Source organism: Micromonospora sp. C28ISP2-4 (assembly GCF_030519385.1).
In the GTDB taxonomy this organism is placed as follows: domain Bacteria; phylum Actinomycetota; class Actinomycetes; order Mycobacteriales; family Micromonosporaceae; genus Micromonospora; species Micromonospora tulbaghiae.
This window is the reverse complement of the sequence record NZ_JAUMKG010000004.1, coordinates 542054-566649: the sequence shown is the minus strand read 5'-3', so window position 1 is coordinate 566649 and position 24596 is coordinate 542054. Positions and strand designations below refer to the sequence as shown.

At 74.4% G+C, this 24596-nt stretch carries 23 protein-coding genes; 13 read left to right on the top strand and 10 right to left on the bottom strand.

What is annotated here, in order from left to right; translation table 11 throughout:
* Window positions 1-239 precede the first annotated feature (239 nt).
* From Q3W68_RS18910 to Q3W68_RS18900, 3 genes are all read right to left on the bottom strand, one after another.
* Window positions 240-1307 carry an SRPBCC domain-containing protein gene (locus Q3W68_RS18910; RefSeq protein WP_302906685.1) on the bottom strand — a complete coding sequence of 356 codons (1068 nt, stop codon included), beginning with the start codon at window positions 1305-1307 and terminating at the stop codon, window positions 240-242.
* Window positions 1308-1328: 21 nt separating this feature from the next.
* Window positions 1329-2660 carry a low temperature requirement protein A gene (locus Q3W68_RS18905; RefSeq protein WP_302906684.1) on the bottom strand — a complete coding sequence of 444 codons (1332 nt, stop codon included), beginning with the start codon at window positions 2658-2660 and terminating at the stop codon, window positions 1329-1331.
* A 90-nt stretch (window positions 2661-2750) separates the two neighbouring features.
* Window positions 2751-3341: a TetR/AcrR family transcriptional regulator gene (locus Q3W68_RS18900; protein ID WP_302906683.1), complete on the bottom strand. Its 591-nt coding sequence runs from the start codon at window positions 3339-3341 to the stop codon at window positions 2751-2753.
* Between the two features lie 122 nt (window positions 3342-3463).
* On the opposite strand from Q3W68_RS18900, the gene Q3W68_RS18895 reads away from it, so the two are divergent.
* Complete coding sequence (locus tag Q3W68_RS18895) at window positions 3464-5104, top strand: MDR family MFS transporter (RefSeq protein ID WP_302906682.1); 1641 nt, start codon at window positions 3464-3466, stop codon at window positions 5102-5104.
* A gap of 74 nt (window positions 5105-5178) precedes the next feature.
* The gene (locus Q3W68_RS18890; protein ID WP_302906681.1) at window positions 5179-6018 is read left to right on the top strand and encodes a phosphatase PAP2 family protein; all 840 of its coding nucleotides are present in this window, start codon (window positions 5179-5181) and stop codon (window positions 6016-6018) included.
* Between the two features lie 7 nt (window positions 6019-6025).
* Here the strand turns inward: Q3W68_RS18890 and Q3W68_RS18885 are convergent, their stop codons facing one another.
* Window positions 6026-8083: a cellulose binding domain-containing protein gene (locus tag Q3W68_RS18885; RefSeq protein WP_302906680.1), complete on the bottom strand. Its 2058-nt coding sequence runs from the start codon at window positions 8081-8083 to the stop codon at window positions 6026-6028.
* A 244-nt stretch (window positions 8084-8327) separates the two neighbouring features.
* Between Q3W68_RS18885 and Q3W68_RS18880 the strand changes: the two genes are divergently transcribed.
* From Q3W68_RS18880 to Q3W68_RS18860, 5 genes are all read left to right on the top strand, one after another.
* Window positions 8328-9095, top strand: coding sequence for a lytic polysaccharide monooxygenase (locus Q3W68_RS18880; RefSeq protein WP_302906679.1), 768 nt, complete (start codon window positions 8328-8330; stop codon window positions 9093-9095).
* Window positions 9080-9721 (top strand): DUF305 domain-containing protein, encoded by a 642-nt coding sequence (locus Q3W68_RS18875; protein ID WP_302906678.1) that lies wholly within the window; start codon window positions 9080-9082, stop codon window positions 9719-9721. The genes Q3W68_RS18880 and Q3W68_RS18875 overlap by 16 nt, the downstream gene beginning before the upstream one ends.
* Window positions 9722-10038: 317 nt before the next feature.
* Entirely contained in the window at window positions 10039-11628 is a 1590-nt protein-coding gene (locus Q3W68_RS18870; protein ID WP_302906677.1) for a DHA2 family efflux MFS transporter permease subunit, read from the top strand.
* Window positions 11629-11745: 117 nt separating this feature from the next.
* Window positions 11746-11973 carry a hypothetical protein gene (locus tag Q3W68_RS18865; protein ID WP_269706385.1) on the top strand — a complete coding sequence of 76 codons (228 nt, stop codon included), beginning with the start codon at window positions 11746-11748 and terminating at the stop codon, window positions 11971-11973.
* Between the two features lie 35 nt (window positions 11974-12008).
* Entirely contained in the window at window positions 12009-13079 is a 1071-nt protein-coding gene (locus Q3W68_RS18860; protein ID WP_302906676.1) for a PIN domain-containing protein, read from the top strand.
* A gap of 63 nt (window positions 13080-13142) precedes the next feature.
* Here the strand turns inward: Q3W68_RS18860 and Q3W68_RS18855 are convergent, their stop codons facing one another.
* Window positions 13143-14432, bottom strand: coding sequence for a hypothetical protein (locus Q3W68_RS18855; protein ID WP_302906675.1), 1290 nt, complete (start codon window positions 14430-14432; stop codon window positions 13143-13145).
* A gap of 90 nt (window positions 14433-14522) precedes the next feature.
* Between Q3W68_RS18855 and Q3W68_RS18850 the strand changes: the two genes are divergently transcribed.
* Window positions 14523-14996 (top strand): molybdenum cofactor biosysynthesis protein, encoded by a 474-nt coding sequence (locus Q3W68_RS18850; RefSeq protein WP_302906674.1) that lies wholly within the window; start codon window positions 14523-14525, stop codon window positions 14994-14996.
* A 151-nt stretch (window positions 14997-15147) separates the two neighbouring features.
* Window positions 15148-15714, top strand: a complete 567-nt coding sequence (locus tag Q3W68_RS18845) for a sigma-70 family RNA polymerase sigma factor (RefSeq protein WP_302906673.1) — start codon at window positions 15148-15150, stop codon at window positions 15712-15714.
* Between the two features lie 126 nt (window positions 15715-15840).
* Here the strand turns inward: Q3W68_RS18845 and Q3W68_RS18840 are convergent, their stop codons facing one another.
* The gene (locus Q3W68_RS18840; protein WP_302906672.1) at window positions 15841-16575 is read right to left on the bottom strand and encodes a zf-HC2 domain-containing protein; all 735 of its coding nucleotides are present in this window, start codon (window positions 16573-16575) and stop codon (window positions 15841-15843) included.
* Window positions 16576-16624: 49 nt separating this feature from the next.
* Complete coding sequence (locus Q3W68_RS18835) at window positions 16625-18451, bottom strand: glycoside hydrolase family 15 protein (protein WP_302906671.1); 1827 nt, start codon at window positions 18449-18451, stop codon at window positions 16625-16627.
* A 52-nt stretch (window positions 18452-18503) separates the two neighbouring features.
* Between Q3W68_RS18835 and Q3W68_RS18830 the strand changes: the two genes are divergently transcribed.
* From Q3W68_RS18830 to Q3W68_RS18820, 3 genes are read left to right on the top strand one after another with little or no spacing between them, the layout of a single operon-like run.
* Window positions 18504-19706 (top strand): D-arabinono-1,4-lactone oxidase, encoded by a 1203-nt coding sequence (locus Q3W68_RS18830; RefSeq protein ID WP_302906670.1) that lies wholly within the window; start codon window positions 18504-18506, stop codon window positions 19704-19706.
* The gene (locus Q3W68_RS18825; RefSeq protein WP_302906669.1) at window positions 19703-20080 is read left to right on the top strand and encodes a sensory rhodopsin transducer; all 378 of its coding nucleotides are present in this window, start codon (window positions 19703-19705) and stop codon (window positions 20078-20080) included. Before Q3W68_RS18830 ends, Q3W68_RS18825 begins: the two co-directional genes overlap by 4 nt.
* Before the next feature lie 33 nt (window positions 20081-20113).
* Entirely contained in the window at window positions 20114-21214 is a 1101-nt protein-coding gene (locus Q3W68_RS18820; RefSeq protein WP_302906668.1) for an FUSC family protein, read from the top strand.
* Between the two features lie 10 nt (window positions 21215-21224).
* On the opposite strand, the gene Q3W68_RS18815 is transcribed toward Q3W68_RS18820, so the two are convergent.
* Window positions 21225-22619, bottom strand: coding sequence for an acyl-CoA synthetase (locus Q3W68_RS18815; protein WP_302906667.1), 1395 nt, complete (start codon window positions 22617-22619; stop codon window positions 21225-21227).
* 114 nt (window positions 22620-22733) lie between these two features.
* Here Q3W68_RS18815 and Q3W68_RS18810 point away from each other — a divergent pair, with 114 nt between their 5' ends.
* Entirely contained in the window at window positions 22734-23861 is a 1128-nt protein-coding gene (locus Q3W68_RS18810; RefSeq protein WP_302906666.1) for a CaiB/BaiF CoA-transferase family protein, read from the top strand.
* A gap of 18 nt (window positions 23862-23879) precedes the next feature.
* On the opposite strand, the gene Q3W68_RS18805 is transcribed toward Q3W68_RS18810, so the two are convergent.
* Window positions 23880-24296 carry an ASCH domain-containing protein gene (locus tag Q3W68_RS18805; protein ID WP_302906665.1) on the bottom strand — a complete coding sequence of 139 codons (417 nt, stop codon included), beginning with the start codon at window positions 24294-24296 and terminating at the stop codon, window positions 23880-23882.
* Window positions 24297-24369: 73 nt separating this feature from the next.
* On the bottom strand, window positions 24370-24591 hold the full coding sequence (locus Q3W68_RS18800) for a S9 family peptidase (protein WP_302906664.1): 222 nt from the start codon (window positions 24589-24591) through the stop codon (window positions 24370-24372).
* Window positions 24592-24596: the final 5 nt, after the last annotated feature.

The following is a 24596-nucleotide window of genomic DNA, read 5'->3' as shown; positions in this document are numbered from 1 at the left end:
ACGGGAGCGCTCCCACGCACTCAACAACCCATTTCCGCACCCACCGCACCACCCCGCCCGCGCCCGCGCCCATCCGGCCCGTCCTGCCCGCCCGCCCTCACCCTGCCTGCCCGCTCGCGCTGATCATGAAGTTGACCGCACTCAATGCGGACAAATCCGCGGTCCAACTTCATGATCAGCGGGGGCCGGGGGCCGGGGGCCGGGGGGTGAGGCTAGGGCGGGGGTGAGGGGCAGGCGGGTCAGGCGGGGGTGCAGGGGGTGTTCTCGGTGGTGCAAGCCGCCGGGGCGTTGTGTGATGGGTCCGGGTCGCGGACGTCGAAGCGGATGGTGGCGGACTCCCCACCTGGCAGAGCTGCGCCGGTGAACGTGACCACTGGGCCGTCCTGTGTGGCCTCGGCCCCGCTCACGCTGCCCACTGTGGCGCCGTCGTGCAGCGTCACCGTGACCGCCCAGGTCGGACGCGGTGCCGGGCCGGGATTGCGCAGCACCACCTCGCCCCGGTAGCCGAAGACCCGGTCGGTGACCGTCTCGTACGTGGCGCTCAGCGGCGCCACCACCACGGTCGAGGGCGTCGGGCTCGGCGTACGGCTGGGGGTGGGCGACGGCGTCGGCGAGGGCGACGCGCTGCGGCGGCTGGCACTGGGCGTGGGCCGCGCGGTCGTGGGGCGCGCGGAGGGCGTGGCGCTGGACGGCATGACCAGCGACGTCGTGGGCACCGGCGCGGCCGGCGCGGGCGGCGGCTCGCCGCCGGTGGCCCACACCGTCGCCCCGGCCGCGGCGGCGATGAGCGTCACCGCGCCGGCGGCCAGCAGCACGCGGCGCCGCCCGGGCCGCCGCTGGTCGTCGCCGAGCAGCCGGACCACAGGCAGCTCGGCGGTCAGGCCGCCCTCGGCACGGCGCAGGTCGACGTTCTGGAACGCCAGCCAGTCGAGGATCGCCGGCAGCCGTCCGGTAACGGCCTGCTCGTGCTGCTCGGCGCGGGCGTCGGCGTCCCAGTCGCCCTCCTCGAGCACCTCGCGCACCGACAGCCGGGTGCCGTGCGCGGTGGGGGTGAGGTCGCAGGCGAGCCGGGTGGCCCGGCCGGCTTCCCGGCAGCGGACCACCAGCCGGTCCGACGCCCGCACCTCGACGGTCTCCACCTCGGTGTCGCCGTCGTAGCCGGGCAGCGCGGCGGTGGCCAGGACCCACCGGTCGGACCCGGGTGCGCTGTCGGCGAACCACTTGGCCAGCAGCGCGCGTTCCGTGAGCGCCCGCCAGATCCGGGCGGGCGGATGGAACAGGTCGACCTCGGTGACGATCTCGATCACGCGGAGACTCTAGGGCCTGTGTCAAGGCCGGTGTGGGGCACCGTCGCCGTCGTCGTGCCAGCGGGTCCGCCAGGCGGCCTCGCTCTCCTCGGCGCTTGCCTTCTCCTCGTGCATCAGGCGGCGCAGCGCGACCCGGGCATCGGCGAACAACACCAGCTCGGCCACCACGAGCGCCACGCAGATCGCGGTGAGCAGGCCCAGCGCGCCGAGCGCTGGCAGGTGCCGGCCGACCGGCAGCGCCACGGCCAGCAGGACGAGCGCGCCGACGCGGGTCCAGGACAGCGTGCGCAGCGCGCGCCACTGGAACGCCATGTTGGCGGCGAGGTAGAGCAGCACGCCACCGAAGAGCAGCGGCACCGCCGGTCCGTGGCCGCGTTCCGTCGGACCGCCCGCCGGGTCGGTGACGATGCGGACCAGTTCCTCGGCGCCGATCGCGAACAGGATCACCCCGGCGATCATGGGCAGGTAGAGATAGGCGTACGCGTCACGGGCCAGCGTCACCCGCGCGTGGCCCTGCGCGGCGTGCAGCGCGATCCGGGCGGACGGGCCGACCATGTCGAAGTGCGCCCACCAGAGCGCCGCGGTGAACAGGATGCCGAAGATCGCCGCCGGGATCGCCGGCCAGGTCACGGCCTGGCCGAGCAGGTTGCCGCCGACGCCGACCGAGATGACCGACTCGCCGAGCGCGATGATCAGGATCAGGTCGTACCGTTCGGTCCAGTGCTCGGCCGAGGTGATCTTCCAGCCGTCGGTGCCGGCCAGTAGGCCGCTGCTGTACTGGATGGCCACCACCGCGATCCACAGCCCGTCGCGCAGCCACGGGCCGACCTCCGGGGACACGCGCGGCGGCAGCAGCGCCGCCACCAGCAGCAGGGTGGCCGTGACCAGCGCCTCGGGCAGGAACAGCCGCAGCTTGCGCCGGGCCGGCGGGTCGTCCCGCGTGGCGTACCAGTACAGCGCGGTGTGCACGACCCGGATCACCACGTAGCTGATCGTGACCAGGATCGGCCCGGCGCTGCCCTTGTCCAGGTCGCCGAACGTCTGCGGCAACGCGAGCGCGAACGTGAACAGCGCGATCATGCCGACCACCATGAGGATCGGCACGAAGCCCTCGCCGAGGCGCAGCCGGGCGGCGACGGCGCTGTGCACCACCCAGCACCACCAGAGCACGGCGAGCACCAGCAGCGCGTGCAGCAGTTCCCGGGGGGTCACGTTCGCGGCGGTGGCGCGCGTGATGATGAAGAAGGACACCACGAAGACGAGGTCGAAGAAGATCTCGAACCGGTCGACGCGGGTCGCCGGGGCGACGCGGGTCGCCGGCCCGAGCCCTTTGCGCCACCGGTCGGCACCCACCGGACGAGTGTGTCAGCCCAGGTCAGACGGGGTGTCGCTTTCACCGGCCAGTCCACCGGTCCGGCCGGGGAGCGGTGAGCCCGTGCGCGCTCAGCCGGCGTTCGGGGCGGCGTGGGCGAGCACGTCGCTCAGCACGTCGCGCAGCGACCGCTCGGGGTGCTCCAGCCACTCGTGCGCCGCGATCCGCAGCGACGCGAGGAACGTCGCGGCGACGATCCGGGCCCGCAGCGCCGCGTCGGGCCCGGTCAACCGGCGGGCCAGCTCCGCAGCCATCTCCCGTTCCAGGGCCGCGTACGCCCCGACCTGGTGCGCGGCCAGGCTCGGGTGGCCGTGCAGCCGGCGGCGCCGGTTGAGCCACGGCTCGGCCGGGTCGTCGTAGCCGTCCTCGGCCTGGGCCAGGGCGGCCCGGGTCAGCGCCGCCCACGGGGACAGCTCGGCCGGCTGTTCCGCGACCAGCGTGAGGAGCCGGCGCAGTCGCACCATGTCGCCGTGGAAGAGTGCCTCCTCCTTGCCGCCGAAGTAGTTCGAGAACGTCCGCCGGGAGACGTTCGCGGCGTCCGCGATCGCCTCGACGGTGATCCGGTCGGGGCCGTGCTCGACGGCGAGGGACAGCGCCGCCTCGTGCAGCGCCAGGCGGGTGGCCGCCTTCTTCCGCTCCCGCAGCCCGGTGCACTCCTCCATGGGCCAAGCGTAGGTGACCCATTTCTCAATGGGCAAACTTGCCGACCGGGCAAGGTTTAGTGTTGATTGCTTGAGGCAACGAAGCGGCCACCCCCGTATCGACACACCTGGAGGACGCGCGCATGAGCGCACCCACCACGACGGCTGAGGCCGCCCCCATGACCAAGCGGCAGACGCTGGAGGCGCTGAGCGGCCTGCTGCTGGTGCTCTTCGTGGCCATGCTGAGCGGCACCGTGGTCTCGACGGCCCTGCCGAAGATCATCGGAGCGCTCAACGGCTCGCAGACGCAGTACACCTGGGTGGTCACCGCCACCCTGCTCACCGCCACGGCGACCACCCCGATCTGGGGCAAGCTGGCCGACCTGTTCAACAAGAAGCTGCTGATCCAGATCGCCATCGTGGTGTTCCTGGTCGGGTCGGTCGCGGCCGGCTTCGCGCAGAGCGCCGGGCAGCTCATCGCCGCCCGCGCGTTCCAGGGCATCGGTGTCGGCGGTCTCCAGGCGCTGGTCCAGGTCGCCATCGCGGCCATGATCCCGCCGCGTGAGCGGGGTCGCTACAACGGCTACCTGGGCGGCGTCATGGCGCTGGCCACAGTCGGCGGCCCGCTGCTGGGCGGCCTCATCGTGGACACGTCCTGGCTCGGCTGGCGCTGGTGCTTCTTCGTCGGCGTACCGGTCGCGGCCGTCGCGCTGTTCCTGCTCCAGATCACCCTGAACCTGCCCACCGTGCGCCGGAACAACGTCAAGATCGACTATCTGGGCGCCACGCTCATCGCCGCCAGCGTCAGCGTGCTGCTGATCTGGATCTCGTTCGTCGACGACTCGTTCGCCTGGGTCTCCTGGCAGAGCGGCGCCATGGTCGGCGGCTCGGTGCTGCTGCTCGCGCTCGCCGTCTGGGTGGAGGCGCGGGCCGCCGAGCCGGTGGTGCCGCTGCACATCGTCCGCGAGCGCACCACCGCCCTGGCGATCCTGGGCAGCCTCGCGGTCGGCATGGCGATGTTCGGCGGCGCGGTCTTCCTGGGCCAGTACTTCCAGATCGGCCGCGGCTACAGCCCGACCGAGGCCGGCCTGCTCACCATCCCGATGATGGCCGGTGTGCTGATCTCCTCGATCGTGGCCGGCCGGATGATCACCGCCACCGGGAAGATCAAGCCGTACATCGTGTTCGGGGCGGTCGTGCTGGTCATCGGGTTCGCCATGCTCGGCACCATCGACCACGAGACCTCGCTGGTCTTCGTCGGCCTCGCGATGTTCATCGTCGGTGTCGGCGTCGGCATGACCATGCAGAACCTGGTGCTCGCCGTGCAGAACACCGTCGCGCTCAAGGACATCGGCGCGGCCAGCGCCAGCGTCGCGTTCTTCCGCTCCCTCGGCGGCACCATCGGCGTTTCGGTGCTCGGCGCGGTGCTGGCCCGCCGGGTCACCGACCGGATCACACACGACCTCGCCGCGGCCGGCATCCCAACCTCCGGCGGAGGCGGCGGCAGCACGCTCAACCTCGACGCGCTGCCCGAGCCGGTCCGGCAGATCGTGCGGGCCGCGTACGGGGACGCAACGGGGCACATCTTCCTGATCTCGGCCGCCATCGCGGTGGTGGGTATCGTTGCGGCGCTGCTGCTGCGCCCGGTCACCCTGCGTTCCAGCCTCGACCTGCCGGACACCGGCCGTTCGGTGGCGGTGGGGGCGGACGCCGTCGACGGCGCGCCCGCCTTCGACGAGGTGAGCGTGGACTCGGCCGGCCGGGAGGAACGCGCCCGCCGCTGAGCCCGTACCCCCAGGGCCGTCGCCGACCCCGGCGGCGGCCCTGGTCCATGCGGGGACGAACCGAAGGAGGAGCCGTGGACGCCACGCGGACCGCGCCCGCCCGCCTCGCCACATGGCAGCGGGCCGCGCGCGAGCTGGCGCTCGTCGCCGTGCTCTTCCTGGCCTACAAGGCGGGCCGGCAGGTGGTCGCCGGGCAGGACGACGTCGCACTGGCCAACGGCGAGTGGGTCTGGCGGCTGGAGCGGCTGCTGCGCCTGCCCGACGAGACGCTCGTGCAGGGGCCGCTGCTGTCGCACGAGCTGCTGGTACGGCTGGCCAACTCCTACTACGCGTACGTGCACTTCCCGGCCACCGTGCTCTGCCTGGCCTGGCTCTGGCTGCGCCGCCCGGCCCACTACGTGCGGCTGCGGCGGGCCCTGGCGGCGCTGACCGCGGTGGCGCTGGTGCTGCACGTGTGCGTCCCGCTCGCGCCGCCCCGGCTGACCGTGCTCACCGGGCTGGTCGACACCGGCACCCGGTTCGGCCCGAGCGTCTACGGACCGCCCGACACCGACCAGCTCAGCAACCAGTACGCGGCCATGCCGTCGCTGCACGTGGGCTGGGCGCTGGCGATCGCGCTGGCCCTGATGGCGGTCACCGCCGGACGGCTGCGCTGGCTCTGGCTGCTCCATCCACTGGTGACCGCGCTCGTGGTGGTGGTCACCGGCAACCACTACTGGCTCGACGGCGCCGTCGCGGTGGCGCTGCTCGTGGCGATCCTGGCCGTACTGCCGACGCCCGCGCCGGACCCGCCCACGCTCCCGTCCGGACCGGTGCGCCCGCACGTGCAATTGCCGGCTTGCGCGCGCCGGGCGACCGCCCCGACGGGCCCGGGGGCGGCCGACGTGCGGCTGCGGCCTCCCGGCCGCGGCTGAGGAGCGGTCAGCGCAGCGTGCAGACAGTGCCGTTGAGGCGGAACGCACCCGGCGGCACGTTCGGACCGCTGTACGCGCCGACGAAGCCCACTGTCGTGCTCCCGCCGCCGGCGGCGAGCCGCCGGTTGTCGTCGGTGGGTGTCACCCGCACGTCGCGGCCCTGCTGGTTCCAGGTGGCGCTCCACCCGCTGCTCACCTGCTGCCAGGCCGTCGGCCAGGTCCAGGTGAGCGTCCAGCCGTCCAGCGCCTTCGCACCGGTGTTGATCACCTCGATGTTGGCCACGTACCCGTTGCCCCAGTCGTTGTCGTCGTTGAACCGCACCGCGCAGGAACTCTCGGCCGGGCTGCCGGTGGCGAACGTCAACGGCGGCGACGACCACGAGACCCGCCCGGCGGTGTCCCGGGCCAGCACGTTCACCGTGTAGCGGGCGCCCGGTTCGAGGTTGCCCACGGTCAGTGACGTGCCGGCGGTCTCGCCGAGCTGCTCGCTCACCGCGCCGTTCTGCCGGTGCACCTCGTACTTGGCGATCGGGGACGCGCCCGGCGTGGCCGCCGGCCAGGAGATGGTCGCCGCGCGGTCGGTCACCGCGCTCGCCGTCGGCCGCCCCGGGGCGCCGGGCCGCCCGGCCGGGCTGCCGGCCGGTCGCAGCACGAGCGTGGTGAGCGAGTACGGCGGCAGCGTGCGGGCGGTCGCGTCGCCCGAGCGGGCGGTGCTGATCCCGGTCGCGCCGTTGGCGAACGTGTGCACCGTCGGCGCCTCGTCGGCCGGGGTGAACCCGGCGTAGTCGAGCGCCACCGGGTAGGCGGTGTCCGGGTCCTTGTTGAGCAGCAGCACCGCGACGCTGCCGTCCGGGCGGCGGACCGCGTGCGCGGCGACCAGCGGCTCGTCGGTCCCGGCGCGGACGAGCTGGTCGCCGGGCCGGGCGAACAGGTTCATCATCGACAACGCGTGGTACGGCGCGAACGGTGTGTTGAACGCGGGCTGGCACACCTCGCCGTCGCTCGTGCAGTTGCCGCTGGACAGCATCCCGAAGTCGCCGTAGTCGGTCTGCCCGGCCACCTCGGAGACGGTGCCGATGCCGTTGTGCACGTTCCACCACTGCACTGTGAACACGCCCTGCTCCAGCAGGCCGCTGTAGGCGTCGGCGAGGAACAGCGCGCCGGGGGCGGTGGTACGGCCGGCGTCCACGTTCAGCTCGGTGAAGCTGATCCCGATCCGGTCCGCGCCGGGTCCGGCGTACCGGGCGATCTGCTGGCGCAGCAGCCAGGCCGCGTCGGGCAGGTGGCTGGTGCGGGCCAGGGAGTCGGCGGCGCTGCCGCCCGGGTACCAGTGCACGTCCACGAAGTCGATCTTCGGGCCGGCGAGGGAGAGCACTGTCTGGTTCCACGGCCCCGGGTCGGACCCGGCGGTGATCCCGTCGGGCCAGTTGCCGGGCATGGTGAGCACCGCGCCGACCTTGATGCTCGGGTCGACGGCCTTCATCGCGTCGGCGTACTCGATCACCAGTCGGGCGTACTGGCTCGCGCTCTTGTCCGGGTGGTCGTCGGCCTCCCAGGCGGAGCCGTAGTGGCCGTTGCCGTAGTTCTCGTTGCCGACCGTCCACCACTTGGCGCCGTAGCCCTTTGTGACGTTGGCGTAGCGGACCCAGGCGGCCGCCTCGGCGGGCGTGCCGGTGCCGTAGTTCGCAATGATCATCGGCTCGGCGCCGACACGCCGGGCGCCGGCCATGAACGTGTCGAAGTCGGTGTTCGGCGCGACGTAGCCGCCGGGCGCGGTGTGCGTCTCCCAGTGGTAGATGTCGGCGTACGAGCCGCCGGGGTAGCGCAGCATCTTCACGCCCGCGGCCTTCAGCAGGTCGGACGTCTCGGCGCTGCCGAGCTGCGCGTCCCAGATGGCGTGGTTGACGCCGAGCGCGGTGGCCGGGACGGTGGCGAGCCCGGCGCGGGTGTTCACGGTGACGGTGACCGGGGCGGTGGGGTCGGCGGCGGCGACCGGCCCGCCGCCGGTGCCGAGGGCGGTGGCGAGCAGCAGCAGGCCGGCCGCGAACGCAGTGGTTCTTCTCATCCGGGGATGTCCTTCGGGGGAGTGGGACGACGGGGCTGTGCCCGGTTCTGCGTCGTCCTCCCGGCGCCTGACGGCGGCGGGATGCCCACGAACGACGATCGGCTCCGCGCGGCGAGCCATCGACCGCGATCATACGCCCGGCGCTGGGCGTGCAGGGCTTAATTTATAGATAGGAGTCTTTACTGTTAACAATGTTTAATTTATGTTCGGGGCACCTCCCGATCCCCCCGAAGGAGTTGCCACCATGCGCCGAAGAATCACCCTCCCGCTGCTCACCGCCGGTGCGGTCACCGGCACGCTGGCGCTCGCCGCACCCGCGCAGGCCCACGGCTACGTCTCCTCGCCGCCCAGCCGTCAGGCCCTCTGCGCGCAGAACCGGGTGCCCGACTGCGGCCAGATCAAGTACGAGCCGCAGAGCGTCGAGGGCCCCAAGGGCCTGCGCAGCTGCCACGCCGGCATCGCCCAGTTCGCGGTACTCAACGACGACAGCCGCAACTGGCCGGCCACATCGGTCGGCAGCACCGTCACGTTCACCTGGATCAACACCGCCCGGCACGCCACCGCCAACTGGGAGTACTGGATCGGCGGCACCCGCGTCGCGGTCGTCGACGGCGGCGGCCGGCAGCCCGGCGCGACCGTGTCGCACACCGTCAACCTCGGCGGCTTCTCCGGCCGGCAGAAGCTGCTCGCCATCTGGAACATCTCCGACACCGCCAACGCGTTCTACTCCTGCGTCGACCTCCAGATCGGCGGCGGAGGCGGCAACCCGACCCCGCCGCCCACCCCGACCCCGTCGGCCACCCCGACCCCTGCGCCCACCACGCCCGCGCCGTCGCCCACGCCGACCCGGACCGGCACCCCGGCGCCGGGTGGCACGTGGACCGCCGGGCGGGCGTACCAGGTCGGTGACACGGTCACCTACGACGGCCGCAGCTACCGCTGCCGCCAGGCGCACACCGCAATCGCCGGCTGGGAGCCGCCGAACGTACCGGCGCTGTGGCGGCAGATCTGAGCCCGCGTACCCGCGCGGCGGAGCCGGCCGGTCCCCGGCTCCGCCGCGCGTCCGCCCCCGCCCGGCCGGTCGCGGCGCTGCTCGGGATGATGCTGGCCGTGACCGGGTGCGGCGGGCCGCCCGCCGCCGACCCGTCCCCGCCGGTCCCGTCCGCCACGGCCGCGGCCGGCACGGACGCCACGACCAGCGGGATCGACGCGCTGTTCCTGGCCATGATGGTGGCGCACACCGAGCAGACGCTGGAGATCGTCGCGCTCGGCCTCGACCGCGCCACCGGCCCGCGGATCCGCACGCTGATCGCGGCCGTCCGGGCCACCGAGACCGACGAACTCGCGACCATGCGCGGCTGGCTGCGGGAGGCCGGCCCGTCCGCCGCCGCCGCGGCCGCCCGGCACGACCACTCCGGGCACAGCGACGCCGCAACCGGACTGGCCCGGCTGCGCGCCGCCGCGCCCGCCGACGCCGACCGGGTGCTGCTCGACGTGCTCAGCCGCCACCAACGCACCGCCGCCGACCTGGCCCGCGCCCAGGTCGCCGCCGGGACGAGCGAGCGGGTACGCGACCTCGCCCGCCGCATCGACCGCTCCCGTACGGCGGAGGTCGAACTGATGGCCGGCCTGGGCTGAGCGGCGGGCCCGCGAGGGTGGCTGCGTGGGCATGACCTTCGTCACGGTCGCGCCCGCCGGCCACGCCCCGACAAGGCTGGCGAATCGGCGCGCACCGGCCCTTTCCGTGGGCCGCCGGACCGCTCGGGAGCCGGTGGCGAGGCCCTCCGCTGTGCCGGTGCGGTTCGCCCGTCGGCAAAACCGGCCGCGCCTCGTCCCAGGTCATGGCTACGCTGTCGCCCGGACGCCGCTCCGCCGCGCGTTCCGCCCGCGCTCCGCAGACGGCGCGCGGCGCCGCCACCGCCTCCCAGTGCCGGACCGGATCCAGGAGACCGTCAGTGACCCAGCAACCCGTAGCGACGTCGACGAAACTCGACGCCGCCGTACTCAAGGTGGCCGGCGTCGTCGTGCTCGGTGCGATCATGTCGATCCTCGACGTGACAGTCGTCAGCGTGGCGCTGCCGACGTTCCAGAGCGAGTTCGACGCCACGTACGCCCGCGTCGCGTGGACCATGACCGGCTACACGCTCGCGCTCGCCACGGTGATCCCGCTCAGCGGCTGGGCCGCCGACCGGTTCGGCACGAAACGCCTCTACATGGTGGCGTTGGCGCTGTTCACCATCGGCTCCGGCCTGTGCGCCACGGCCGACTCGATCGGCGAGCTGATCGCCTGGCGGGTCATCCAGGGCCTCGGCGGCGGCATGCTCATGCCCCTCGGCATGACGATCATGACCCGGGCCGCCGGCCCGCACCGCATCGGCCGCCTGATGGCGGTGCTCGGCATCCCGATGCTGCTCGGCCCGATCACCGGCCCGATCCTCGGCGGCTGGCTGATCGACGTCGCGAGCTGGCACTGGATCTTCCTGATCAACCTGCCGATCGGCCTGGTCGCACTGGTCTACGCCCAGCTGGCGCTGCCCAAGGACAACGCCGAGCCGTCCGAGTCGTTCGACTTCCTCGGCATGCTCATGCTCTCGCCGGGTCTCGCGCTGTTCCTCTACGGCATCTCCACGCTGCCCGAGACCGGCACCGTCGCCGACACCAAGGTCTGGCTGCCGATGCTCGTCGGCGGCGCGCTCGTGGTCGCCTTCGTGCTCTACTCGTTCCGGCCCCGGCACCCGCTGCTCGACCTGCGGCTGTTCCGCAACCGCAACCTGACCATCGCCACCGTGACCATGTTCGTGTTCATCATCGCGTTCATGGGCGCGGGCCTGCTGTTCCCGAGCTACTTCCTCCAGGTGCGCGGCGAGTCGACGCTGACCGCGGGCCTGCTGATCGCACCGCAGGGCATCGGCGCGATGCTGACCATGCCGATCGCCGGCATGCTCGCCGACCGCGTGCCGGTCGGCCGGACGGTGCCGTTCGCGCTGGTGCTCATCGCGGCTGGGTTCTTCACCTTCACCCAGCTCGGCACCGACACGTCGTACTGGCTGCTCTGCGGCTCGCTGTTCGTGATGGGCCTCGGCATGGGCGGCACGATGATGCCGATCATGACCTCGGCACTGAAGACGCTCAGCGCGGCGGAGGTGGCGCGCGGATCCACGCTCGTCAACATCCTCCAGCAGATCGGCGGTTCGGTGGGCGCCGCGGTCATGTCGGTCATCCTCACCAGCGAGCTGAACGGCTCGCGGCCGATCCCCGGCGTCACCGACCCGGCCACCGGCGCCCCGCTGACCGAGGCCCAGCTCGCCATCGCCTCGCAGCAGCAGCCCGAGCTGACCCAGCAGTTCCCGGTGCCGCCGTCGCTGATCGAACGCGGGCTCGACTTCGCGGCGAACTCCTTCTCCACCACGTTCTGGGTGGCCTTCGGTCTGGTGCTGCTGACCTTCATCCCCGCGGCGTTCCTGCCCCGCCGCCGGGAGCCCTCGCACCTGCTCGACGGCGACGCGGGCGACGACAAGCGTCAGGTGCCGGTCCCGATCCACTGACCGCCGCCGTGACCCGGGGCCGGACGCATGTGCGTCCGGCCCCGGCTTCTTGATCCGCCACCCTGGCGACGGCCTGCGCCTAGGATCGGAACCGGAACCGGAGGAAGGCGGGCCAGCGTGAGCGCAGACGACGACGCGCAGCGGTCGGCGCGACGGCGTAACCGGCTGCTGCTGGCGGGCCTGCTCGCCGTCGTCGGGCTGATCCTGCTGTTGCTCGGCCTCACCGTCGCCACCGGCACCGTCGCCGGCGTCGAGGTGGTGCTCGCGCTGTTGCTGCTGGTGACCAGCTACGCGATCCAGCGGGTGGCCCGCCGCGAGACCGTCTACCGCGACGAGCGGCGCTGACCGGTCCGACGCTCCGGCGGGGCTAGGCTGCCAGTGTGGATCACGAAGACCGGATTGCGCTGTTCCTCGACTACGAGAACCTGGCCCTGGGCGTACGGGACCATCACGGCGGCCGGCCGTTCGACTTCCGGCCGATCGCCGACGCGCTCGCCGAGCGGGGCCGCGTGGTGGTGCGCCGGGCGTACGCGGACTGGTCGTACTTCGACGAGGACCGGCGGATGCTCACCCGCTCACACGTCGAGCTGATCGAGATCCCGCAGCGGATGGGTGCCTCCCGCAAGAACGCGGCCGACATCAAGATGGCGGTGGACGCGGTCGAGCTGGCGTTCGAGCGCGGCTACATCTCCACGTTCGTGATCTGCACCGGGGACAGCGACTTCACCCCGCTGGTGCACAAGCTGCGCGAACTCAACAAGCGGGTGATCGGCGTCGGGGTGGAGAAGTCCACCTCCGCGCTGCTGCCGCCGGCCTGCGACGAGTTCCTCTACTACGACCGCCTCGAAGGCGTCGACGTACCGCCACCGGCCGCCCGCCGGTCGCGCCCGGCCCGGCCCTCACCGGTGGAGCCGGCGCCCGAGCCGGTGGTGGAGACCGCGACCGAGGACGAGTCGGCGCGGGACGTCGACACACTCGCCGTGCAGCTCGTGCAGACGGTCGCCGGCATGCAGGGCAGCTCCAGCGGCGACGTGACCGCCTCCGCGCTCAAGCGCGCGCTGCTCCGCAAGGACCCCACGTTCAGCGAGTCCGACTACGGCTTCCGTACCTTCGGGGAGCTGCTGCGCCACCTCGCGGCGCACAACGTGGTCGAGCTGGCCGCCGGGCCCGCCAAGGGCGACCCGGAGGTGTCACTGCCCGAGCAGGGCGACCGGGAGGTCGCGTTCGGGCTGCTCCGCTCCGTGGTCGTGGACCTCGCCGCGGACGGCGGCGCGGTGGCGCTGTCCGGCCTGAAGGACCAGCTTCGGCGCGCGCGGCCCGACTTCAGCGAGAAGAAGCTCGGCTACCGCAGCTTCCTCCAGTTCTGCAAGGCCGCCGCGACCGGCGGAGCGGTGGAGCTGCGCTGGAGCCCCGAAGACGGCGACTACCTCCTGACCCCCCAAACCCCCTGACGCCCGCCCCCGCCCCCAAGCCCTCGCGATCTTGCACTTTCGGACCTCTGGAAGCGGGACGAATCACCGCATTCCGGGGACAGCAAGTGCAAGATCAACGGTAGGTGCCGGGGCTCGGAGGGTGTCGCGAGGGTGGGAGCGGACGGCCAGGCCGAGCCGCAGGCCCACCAGGTCCAGGAGGGTCTGCGGCTCGGACGAGGCGGTCGGGCTCGGCTCGCCCGTGGGGCCTGGCTCTCCGGTCGGACCCGGGTCGCCCGTCGGGCTCACGGTCGGCGCCGGGGTCACCGGGTCGGCGGGCGGAGCGGACGGCTCGACGGGTGCCGGCGGGCGGTCGCCGGCGTGCGGCGGCGGCGACCCGGCGACAGGTGGTGCGGTGATGCGGACTCGCCCGCCCGACCGGGTGACCGGATCCGGGTGACGCTCCGGTCGTGGCACGGACCGGGTCGGCCGGGGAATCGGGGGCGACGACGGGCCGGCCGGGGTCGCCACGGGCGGCGCCGAAGGAGCGGTCCGCGCGGCCGTCGTGGCGGGAAACGCGGCCGGTCGGCGCGCCGGATCGGTCTGCCCGGCGGTGGCCGCCCAGGTGCCGGCGGAGGTGACGCCGAGCAGTACGGCCACCACCGCGACGCCCGCCGCGGCCAGCCGCTGGGGGAGCGCCCGTTCGGCCGGGGCGTCCCACGGGCCGAGCGGCCGGGGTGGCCGGGGCCGGGCGGCCCGGTGGGCGGACCGCAGCGCCTCGACGTCCTCGACGACCGCCTGCCGCGCGGCGGTGGCGTCGGCGTGGGCCAGGGCGAGGTAGAACCGCGCGTTTGCCGCGCCCGGGGCCGGCACGCGCAGGCCCGCCGGTGTGCCGCCGTCGGTGCCGTGCAGCAGGGTGACCGGACGGTCCGGGTGATGTCCGAGGCCGTGCAGATCCCGCAGTGGCCAGTCCCGCCGGCCGTCGCGGCCGGCGAAGGCCACCCGCCGGTCGGTCACCACTGCGGCGCCGCTGTCGAGCACGCGCAGTCCCGCCGGTAGCGGCCCGTCGGCCGGGTCGAGGCAGCCGGCGAGCGTACGCCCCGGCGCCGGCAGTCCGGGCAGATGCCGGGCCGTGGCCTCGACCAGGTCGACGGTGGGCAGGATGCGGTAGACGACCTCGTCGTCGTCCAGCGGCACCGGAAGCGCGGTGCCGGGCAGCGCACAGCCACGGAAGCCCGTTGCCTCCATCGACAGCCGGTCCAGGTGTTCGGCGCGGCGCCGCCAGATCCGGGCCGCGGCCTCGTACGCCTGACGCCGGCGCTCGTTCTCGCGCCGCGCCCAGGCCAGCCGCCGCTGCGGATGAGCGCCGATCGCATCGGGTCGCCTCGCCGTCACACCTGGTACAACGGCCTGTGGACAGCGCGGATACGTGAGCGCGGCTATCGTCCGGTTTGGCGGTGTTATGCCCGCGATTAGACTTCGGGCATGCCGCGGATCGTCCAGTTGCTGGCCTCGCCCGTGCACCGGTACGTGGGCCGCCCGGCGGACGGACCCGCCCCCGCGCCACCGGGTGAGCTGGTCGACCGGGTGGAGCTGCGCGCCGGGCTCGGCATCGTCGGTGACCGCTACTTCGGCCGCCCCGCGCACCGGCAGGCGAGCGTCACGCTGATCGCGCGGGAGTCGCTGCCACCCGGCGCCGACCTCACCCAGCTGCGGCGCAACGTGCTGACCGACGGCATCCCGGTGGACGAACTGGTCGGCCGCGTGCTCACGCTCGACTCCGGCGACGGCCCGGTCCGGCTGCGGGTGCACCGGGCCGCGCCACCCTGCGCCTGGCTCGACGTGGTGGTCGCCCCCGGCACCTGGAAGGCGATGCGCCGCCGCGGCGGCGTGCGGTGCGCCCCGCTCACCGACGGCGTCCTGCGGGTCGGGCCGGTCACCGTGTCCGTAGACGATTGACCCGGTTCGGGAACTTTCCCCACCCGGGGGCCGACCAACCGGGGGTGACCGGCACTCCGGCGCCGGCAGGAGGGACGCCAGGAATGAACCGAGCGGGGCGCGCATCCGTACCGTCCGGCATGAGCATGCCGGACCGGCGGGCCGGCCGCGGATGAACCCGGACGCCGACGACGAGCAGGTGACCGGGTGGGCGCGCCGCGCCGCCCGGGGAGACCAGCTGGCCGCGGCCGCGTTCGTCCGGGCGCTCCAGGCGCCGGTGTGGCGGTTCCTCGCCCACCTCGCCGGGCCCGCCGAGGCCGACGACCTCGCCCAGGAGACGTTCCTGCGCGCGCTGCGCAGCCTGCCCGGCTTCGCGGGCCGGTCGTCGGCGCGTACCTGGATCTTCACCATCGCCCGCCGGGTCGCGGTGGACCACGTGCGCGCGGCGGCCGCCCGGCCCCGGGTCGCGGCGCTACCTGACTGGCAGGCCGCCGCCGAGGCGGCCGGCGCGGTGACCGGCGGCGGGGACGACGGGGTCGTGCTGCGCGGCCTCATCGCCACGCTGGCGCCGGACCGGCGCGAGGCCTTCGTGGCCACCCAGGTGCTCGGCCTGTCCTACGCCGAGGCGGCCGAGGTGTGCGGCTGCCCGGTGGGCACCATCCGCTCCCGCGTGGCCCGCGCCCGGGAGGACCTGGTCGCCGCCTGGTCCGGCGACGCCCGGGACCGCCGGGCCCGCTGAGCCCGCGACCGCAGGGGGCCCGGCCGACCCGCGACCGCCGGGACCAGCCGGGACCGTGACCGCAGGGGTTCGAGCGGGAGCGTGGTCGCCGGGCACGGCGGGGGACCGGGAAGGCCGCGCGGGCCGTCAGGCGGCGCGCCGGTCGCGGGCCTGTGCTGGGTACGGGCCGGGCGGCACCAGCCGCAGTGCCGGCGCGGCCGGTTCCTCGGTCCGCAGCGCCCAGCGGGAGCCCTCCGACCGGCGCTGGCCGGGCGGGGTGTCGCCGGGGCGCCGGCTGAGGCGGGACAGCACCAGCATCACGGCCCAGCCGACCAGCAGGAAGCCGTGGCTGACCAGCCGGGTCATCGCCACCTGCCCGGTGATCAGGTCGTTGACCGACAGCAGCACGAGCGTGGCGACGAACGCGCTGAGCATCGGCAGCAGGCCGGACGGGGCGGACCGGCGCGCCGCCACGTAGAGGAACCCGGCGCCGACTGCCACGTTCCAGGCCGCCGACTCGTGCCACAGGTGCTGGCCGGAGGCGTGTGCGTGCGTGACGACCGCCTCCCGGCCGATCTGGGCCAGGCCGAGTACGAGCTGCACCGCGCCGAGCAGGCCGAGCGCCGCCCGCAGCCCGAGCGTGATCCGGTGGCGGCGGCTGGGCCGGGGCGGGGGAGCGGCGGCGAGGACCGCGTCGACCAGGTCGGGCACCCGCGGGGCGAGCTGCGTACGGGCCCGCCGGGTCACCGACGCGGCCGAGTCGAACCAGCCGCGGCAGCCGGCGCAACCGGTCAGGTGCGCCTCGGCCGCCTCGATCTCCGACTCGGACGCCTCACCGTCCAGCTGTGCCGACAGGATCTCCCGCCACTGCTCACACACCATGTAGGGATAGTCGTCGGGACACCCCGCCTGGTTCCCGGCGGGGTGCGGGTCACGTCCGCGCGGCCGGTGACCGTTCCGCCCACGCGTGCAGCGCGTCCCGGTCGCCGGCGGAGTCGAGGTTCAGCGCCGCCTCGACGAGCGCCAGATGGGTGAACGCCTGCGGGAAGTTGCCCAGGGCGGTGCCGTCGGGCGCGCGTTCCTCCGGGTGCAGGCCGAGCGGGCCGGCCCGGCCGGCGAGCCGGTCGAAGATCTCCCGCGCCTCGCCGTGCCGGCCGGCCAGCACCAGCGCGGAGACCAGCTCGAAGGAGCAGAGCAGGAACGCGCCTTCGGTGCCGGGTAGCCCGTCGTCGACCCGGTAGCGCCGGATCAGGTCGGGCGCGACGGCGAGGTCGGCGCGGATCCGCTCGACGGTGGCGACCATCCGCGGGTCGTCGCCGGGCAGGAACCCGACCAGCGGCATCCGCAGCAGCGACGCGTCCGGCTCGGTGGCGCCGTACGCCATGACGAAGCTGCCGGCGCGCTCGTCGTACCCGCGGTCGAGCACCTCGGCGTGCAGCGCGTCACGTTCCCGGCGCCACCGGTCCACCGGGGCGGTGCGGTCGCCCAGCAGCCCGGCGAGGCGGATGCCCCGGTCCAGGCAGACCCAGGTCATCACCTTCGAGTTGACGTAGTGGCGGCACGGGCCGCGGATCTCCCACACCCCGTGGTCCGGTTCCCGCCAGCGCTGCGCCATGGTCTCGACGTGTCGCCGTAGCAGCGCCCACTGCGGGCCGGTCAGCTCGCCGGTGAGCAGCTGGTAGGCCAGCGCCGCGTCGAGGATGTGCCCGTACGTGTCGAACTGGATCTGGTGGGCCGCCTCGTTGCCGATCCGCACCGGCGCCGAGCCGGCGTAGCCGGACAGGTGCGGCAGCTCGCACTCCTCGGTGGGGTGGCCGTGGATGCCGACGAGCGGGGCGAGCGGATGCTGCCGGGCGCAGATGCCGAGCAGGAAGTGCAGGTAGCGGCGGCCCTCCTCGGCGTGGCCCAGGCGGAACAGCGCGAGCAGCAGCAGCGCCGCGTCGCGGTGCCAGGTGAAGCGGTAGTCCCAGTTGCGTACCCCGCCGATCTCCTCGGGCAGCGACGTGGTCGGGGCGGCCAGCAGCGCGCCTGTCTCGTCGTAGGACAGGCCGCGCAGCACCAGCGCGCTGTGCCGGACCGCGTCGGCCGCGAAGCCGCTGTAGTCGCCGCGCGCCGACCACGCCCGCCAGGTGCCGGCGGTCCGCTCGGTCAGTTCGCTGGCGTCGGCGAGCGCGGGCACCGGGTCGGCGTACCCGAGCAGCAGCGTGGCGTCCTGCCCGGCGCGCAGCTCCGCCTCGGCGACGAGCGTGCCGCCCTCGACGGTGACCGGCAGGTCGGTGCGCAGCCGCAGCGGCGTGCCGTCGGCGTGCCAGCCGGTACCGTCGCGCCGCCAGCGCACCGGACGTGCCCCGTACCCGGGGCGGGGCGTCAGCTCGGCGCGGACCCGCAGCACACCGTCGGTGGCCCGCAGCCGGCGCACCAGCACCCGCTCGGCGTGGATCGGCCGGTCGGCGGCGCCGGGCCGGACCGCGAGCAGGTCCTCGCCGGCCGCCGTGCCGGACGGGCCGGCCCAGTCGTTCTCCAGCACCAGCGTGTCCGGCCGGTAGCGGCGTCGCGGCGCCGGGCAGCCGGCGACGGTGAGCGTGAACCGGCCGCCCGCGTCCCGGTCGAGCAGCCTGGCCGCGACCGCGTCGCCCGCCGCGTCCGGTACGCAGAACCACTCGACCGCCCCGTCCGGTGCGACGAGCGCCGTGGTGTGCGTGTCGGACAGGAACGCGTACGCGTCGACCGGCGGGAACGACAGCGGCGGCTCGGGCACGGCGGTGACTACCCGGAGCGGGCACGGGTAAGCGGGCCGGGGAGGGGCCGCTGTGACACGCGAGTTCGTGAACTGGTCCGGCAGCCTCCGCTTCACGCCGGCGGAGCGGGCCGAGCCCGCCGACGAGGCCGAGGTGTGCGCGCTGGTACGCCGTGCCCGGGAGAGCGGCGCCACCGTCCGGCCGGTCGGCTCCGGGCACTCGTCCAGCCCGCTGGTGCGCACCGACGGGATCCTGCTGAGCCTGGACCGGCTGTCCGGCGTGATCTCCGACGACGGGCGCCTCGCGACCGCGTGGGCCGGCACCAAGCTCAGGGCGCTCGGCGAAGGGCTCTACGACGCCGGGCTGGCCATGGACAACCTGGGTGACGTCGACTACCAGTCGATCGCCGGGGCGACCGCCACCGGCACCCACGGCACCGGTCTGGGCTTCGGGAACCTGAGCACGCAGGTCACCGGCGTACGCCTGGTCAGCGGCACCGGCGACGTGCTGGACGTGGACGCGCGGCGCAACCCGGAGCTGCTGCCGGCCGTCCGCCTCTCCCTCGGCGCGCTCGGCGTGGTCACCCGGGTCACGCTCGACGTGCAGCCCACGTACCAGCTGCACCGCCGCTCCTGGTGCGCGCACCTGGACTGGACCCTCGACCACCTCGCCGAGCTGCAGCACACCAACCGCAACATGGACTTCTACTGGTATCCGCGCAGCGACCGGACGCAGATCCGGGTGATCAACCGCACCGACACGGACGCCGCGCCGGAGCGGGCGCAGACCCGGCTGCCGGCCGGCGAGCCCCGGCAGAGCCAGGTCGGGCCGACCCACCGCACCATCCCCCGGCACCGGGAGCTGCGCTTCGAGGAGATCGAGTACATGCTGCCGTCGGAGGCGTTCGCGGCCTGCTTCGCCGAGGTACGCCGCCGGGTGCGCGACCGGCACCGCCGGGTGGCCGCCTGGCGGGTCCTCGTGCGCACCGTCGCCGCCGACGACATCTGGCTCAGCAACGCCTACGGCCGTCCCACCACCACGATCGCCTGCCTGCAGAACACCTCGCTGCCGTACGAGGACTACTTCCGGGACGTGGAGGCGGTGTTCCGCCACTACGGCGGACGCCCGCACTGGGGCAAGAAGCACTGGCTCGGCGCGCGGGAACTGCGTCCCCTCTATCCCCGCTGGGACGACTTCCAGGCGGTGCGCCGCCGGCTCGACCCGGACGGGGTGTTCCTCACCCCGGACCTGTCCCGGCTGCTGGAGGAGTCGTGAGCGGGCCGGTCGGCGCCCGGGTCTGGGTGGTGCCCGGCGGGCACGTGCCGTTCCCCGCGCACGGCCCGGAACCGGCGTTCACCGCCTTCGACCAGCTCTGCGTGCTCAACGCCGCCGACGAGGACGCCGAGATGGAGCTGGACTTCTACTACCAGGACGCCGAACCGGTCGGCCCGTACCGGATACGGGTCGGTGCCCGCCGCATCCGGCACGTGCGGGTGAACGACCTGATCGACCCGGAGGCGGTGCGGCTGGACCGCCCGTACGGCTGCGTGCTGCGCTCCCCGGTGCCGGTGGTGGTGCAGTTCCTGCGGCAGGACACCCGGCTGCCCGGAGTGGTGGCGCTGACCGGGACGATGGCGTACCCGGGTTGAGGTTCGAGCGGGCGACCGCGGGTACCCGGGCGCATGCGGGATGCCGTCGACCGGGTACGCGACGCCGGGCGGTCGAGCCGCCGGAGGCTGCGCACGTACTTCCTCGTGGCGGTACAGGCCGGCCTGGCCGCCGCGCTGGCCTGGACGGTGGCCCGCGAGGTGCTCGGCAACCCCGACCCGACGTTCGCGCCCGCCGCGGCGGTGAGCGTCATCGCCGCCTCGCTCGGCAACCGCACCCGGCGGACCGTGGAGCTGGTGGTCGGGGTGGTCCTCGGCATCGTCGTCGGCGACCTGCTGGTGCGTCTCTTCGGCACCGGCCCGTGGCAGACCGGCGTGATCGTGTTCCTAGCGGTCTCCGCGGCGGTGCTGGTCCGCGGCACCGGCGCGCTCGTCACCCAGGCCGGCGGTACGGCGGTACTGGTCGCCACGCTGACCCCGGTGTCGCCCGACCTGGAGCTGCCCCGGACCGTCAACGCGCTCGTCGGCGGCGTCGTCGGCCTGCTCGTGGTGCTGGTGATCGCGCCGCTGAACCCGCTGCGCGCGGTCCGCCGCGTCGCCGACCCGGCGCTCGACACGTTCGCGTGCGAGATGACCGCCTCGGCGGAGGCGCTGGCGCACGCCGACGTACGCGCGGCCGACGAGGTGCTGGCCCGGATGCGCGCCGCCGAGACGGAACTGGACCGGATCGACGAGATGGTCGGCGCCGCCGACGAGGTGGTCCGGTTCTCCCCGGTGCGCTGGCGGCGACGGCGGGCCCTGGCCGCGTACCGGCACGGCGCCGAGCACCTGGACCGGGCGTTCCGCAACAGCCGGGGCATGGTCCGCCGGATCGGCACCGCGTTGCGGGACCGGGAGCCCGTGCCGCCGGAGCTGCCCGCCGCGCTGGAGCACTTCAGCGAGGCGATCCGGCTGCTGCACCGGGCGTTCCTGGCCGCCGACGAACCGGCCGCCGCCCGGGAGCGGGTGCTGCGCGCGGTCCGCGACGCGGGCGAGGCGTGCCGGCAGGAGATCGGCTTCTCCGGCACCATAGTGGTGTCGCAGGTGCGGACCGTCGCCAACGACCTGCTGCGTGCCACCGGCGTGCCGGCGGACGAGGCACGCCGCCAGGTCCGCCGCGCGGCTGCGGCCCGCTGAAACGGGCCGCTCACACCTCGGTCAGGCGGGACTTCTGCACCTTGCCCATCGCGTTGCGGGGCAGCGCGCCGACCAGCCGCACCTGCCGGGGCCGCTTGTGCGCGGACAGGTGCCGCGCCACGAAGTCGATCAGTTCCGCCTCGGCCACGCCGTCGCCGACCACGTACGCGGTCACCTGCTGCCCCAGGTCGGGGTGGGGCGTGCCGACCACAGCCGCCTCCCGGACCCCCGGGTGGGCCAGCAGCGCGTCCTCCACCTCGCCGGCCCCGATCCGGTACCCGCCACTTTTGATCAGGTCGGTGGCGGCCCGGCCGACGATCCGGTGGGCGCCGTCCGGGTCGACAGTCGCGACGTCACCGGTGCGGAACCAGCCGTCCGCCGTGCGGGTGGCCGCGTCGGCGTCCGGCCGGTTGAGGTAGCCGTCGAACAGCGTGCCGCCGCGCACCTGGAGTTCGCCCATCGCGTCGGCGGGCAGCGGGTCGCCGTGCTCGTCCACCACCCGCGTGTGCACGCCGGGCAGCGGCACGCCCACGGTGCCGGGCCGCCGGGGGCCGTCCGTCCGGACGCTCACCGTGACGAGCGTCTCGGTCATCCCGTACCGCTCCAGCGGCCGGTGCCCGGTCAGCCCGGCCAGCGCCGTGAAGACCGGCTCGGGCAGCGCAGCGCTGCCGGACACCAGCAGCCGGGCGCCGCGCAGCGCCCGCGCCGCCGCGGGTTGCGCCGCGATCCGCGACCAGATCGTGGGTACGCCGAAGTACATCGAGGCGCCCGCCGCCGCGTACCGCTCGGGGTGGGGCCGGCCGACGTGGTGCAGCCGGCTGCCGGCGCGCAGTGGGCCGAGCACGCCGAGCACCAGTCCGTGCACGTGGAACAGCGGCAGGCCGTGTGCCAGCACGTCGTCCGGGGTCCAGGCCCACGCGTCGGCGAGCCCGTCCAGGCAGGCGGCGACCGCGCGGCGGGACAGCACCGCGCCCTTGGGCGCGCCGGTGGTGCCGGAGGTGTAGAGGATCAGCGCGGTGGCCGCCGGGTCGGGCTCGGGATACGTGGTGTCCGAGCGCCGGGCCAGGTCCAGCGGCACGACCGGCGGCGAGTCGGTGTGCGGCGTGCCCGGCGCCGCCAGCAGCAGCTCCGCGCCGGAGTCGCGCAGGATGTGGTCGCGTTCCATCGGGCCCGCGTCGGGCGGCACCGGTACCACCGCCGCACCGGCGAGCAGCCCGCCGACCACGCCGACCACCGTCTCCAAGCTCGCCGTGGCGGGCACCGCCACCCGGGCCGCGCCGCGCAGGTCGTCGGCGACGGCGGTGGCCGCCCGGCGCAGCTCCACCCAGGACAGCGACCGGTCGCCCACCCGGACCGCCCCGGGACGGTCGTCGGTGGTCTCGGCGAGCCGGCTCAGCAGCGACACGGCATCCCTTCCCGGTCGATGTTCCCGATGTACCGCGACCGTAGCCGGACCGGACACCCCTGCCGGCGCGCCGTCGGGAATGTGTCATCGTGGTCGGCGGCGAGGGAGGGTGGCATGTCGGGTCCGTTGCGCGGGGTGCTGGTCGCCGACTTCTCCCGGATCCTCGCCGGGCCGTACGCGACCATGCTGCTGGCCGACCTGGGCGCGGACGTGGTCAAGGTGGAGGCGCCCGGCGGCGACGACACCCGCGGCTGGCGGCCCCCGGTGCGCGACGACGTCTCCACCTACTACCTCGCGGTGAACCGCAACAAGCGTTCGCTGGTGCTCGACCTGACCGATCCCGGCGATCTGACGCTGGCACACCGGCTGGCCGACCGGGCCGACGTGCTGATCCAGAACTTCCGCCCGGGCGCGCTGCGCCGCTTCGGCCTCGACCACGACACGGTCACCGCCCGCAACGCCCGCCTGGTGTACGCCTCGATCAGCGGCTTCGGCGACGCCGGGGGCGCCGACCTGCCCGGGTACGACCTCATGGTGCAGGCCGCGGCCGGGCTGATGAGCCTCACCGGGGACGCCGACGGCCCGCCCTACAAGGCCGGGGTGGCGGTGTTCGACGTGATCGCCGGGCTGCACGCGGCGGTCGGGATCCTGGCCGCGCTGCGGCACCGCGATGAGACCGGGCGGGGGCAGCACGTCACAGTGGACCTGCTCTCCTCGGCGCTGTCCGGGCTGGTCAACCACACGAGCGCGCACGTCGCCGGGGGAGCGGAGCCGCACCGGATGGGCAACGCGCACCCGAGCATCGTGCCGTACGAGCCGCTGCCCACCGCCGACGGTGAGCTGGTGGTGATCGCCGGGAACGACGGCCAGTTCCGTACTCTCTGCCGGGTGCTCGGCGTGCCGGAGCTGGCCGACGACGCGCGGTTCCGCCGCAACGCCGACCGCACAGCGCACCGCGACGAGCTGCGCCCGCTGCTGGTGGCGGCGCTGTCGCGGCGCGGCAGCGCGGAGTGGTTCGCCGAGCTGCGCGCCGCGGGCGTGCCGTGCAGCCCGATCAACTCGGTCGCCGAGGGGGTGGCGCTGGCGCAGGGGCTCGGCCTGGAGCCGGTGGTGACGGCCGGCGGGGTGCCGGGCATCCGCAATCCGATCGGCCTGTCCGGCACCCCACCCCGGTACGAGCTGCCGCCGCCGGACCTGGACGAGCACGGTGCGGCGCTGCGCGCCTGGCTCGCCGCCGAATGAGCCCGGGCCGGCAACGCGTCAGAGCGTCTCGACCAGCCGGAAGCGTTGCAGCACGGCCGGGGTGTCGTCGTCCACTGTGAACCCGGGATCGCCGAGCCAGCCCCGGTAGTCGTCGCCGTGCCAGAACTCCTCGTGGCCGGTCCGCCAGGCGGCGACCGTGTCGAACCCCTCGCCCTCGTCGCGCGCGTGGTCGAGGTCGACGTCGCCGAGGCGGGCGACGCGGACCTCGACCAGCTCGATCATCGCCACCGGCCGGCCGGCGGAGTCGATCACCGCCGAGCGGGTGCCGACGGCGGGCAGCGGCTCACCGTCGATCTCGTAGTCCTGGAGCAGCCCGGTGGTGGTGGTCTTGCTCCCGTCGAGCACCGCGGCGACGATCTGGTCGCGCAGCGGGCCGGGGAAGGCGAACTCGAACGTGGGCAGCTCGGCGTCCATGCGCGGCAGCGTAGCCCGGCCACGCGGGGCGGTCGATCGCCTTCCGCCGCGCCCGGCCACCCAGCCCGGCCACTCAGCCCGGCGGTGGCAGCGTCCGATCGAGCCAGTCGAGGAGCACCCGCTCGTACTGCGGGCTGACGCCGTCCAGATCCTCGCGCTCGCCGAGCGTCGGGGCGTGGTCGCAACCGGCCAGCCGGGCCACCGTCAGCTCGGCGTCGCGGGCCGCCCGCCGCCACACCGCGAGGCTCTCCTCGATCGGGATCCACGCGTCCGTCTTGCCGTGACAGAGCAGCACCGGGC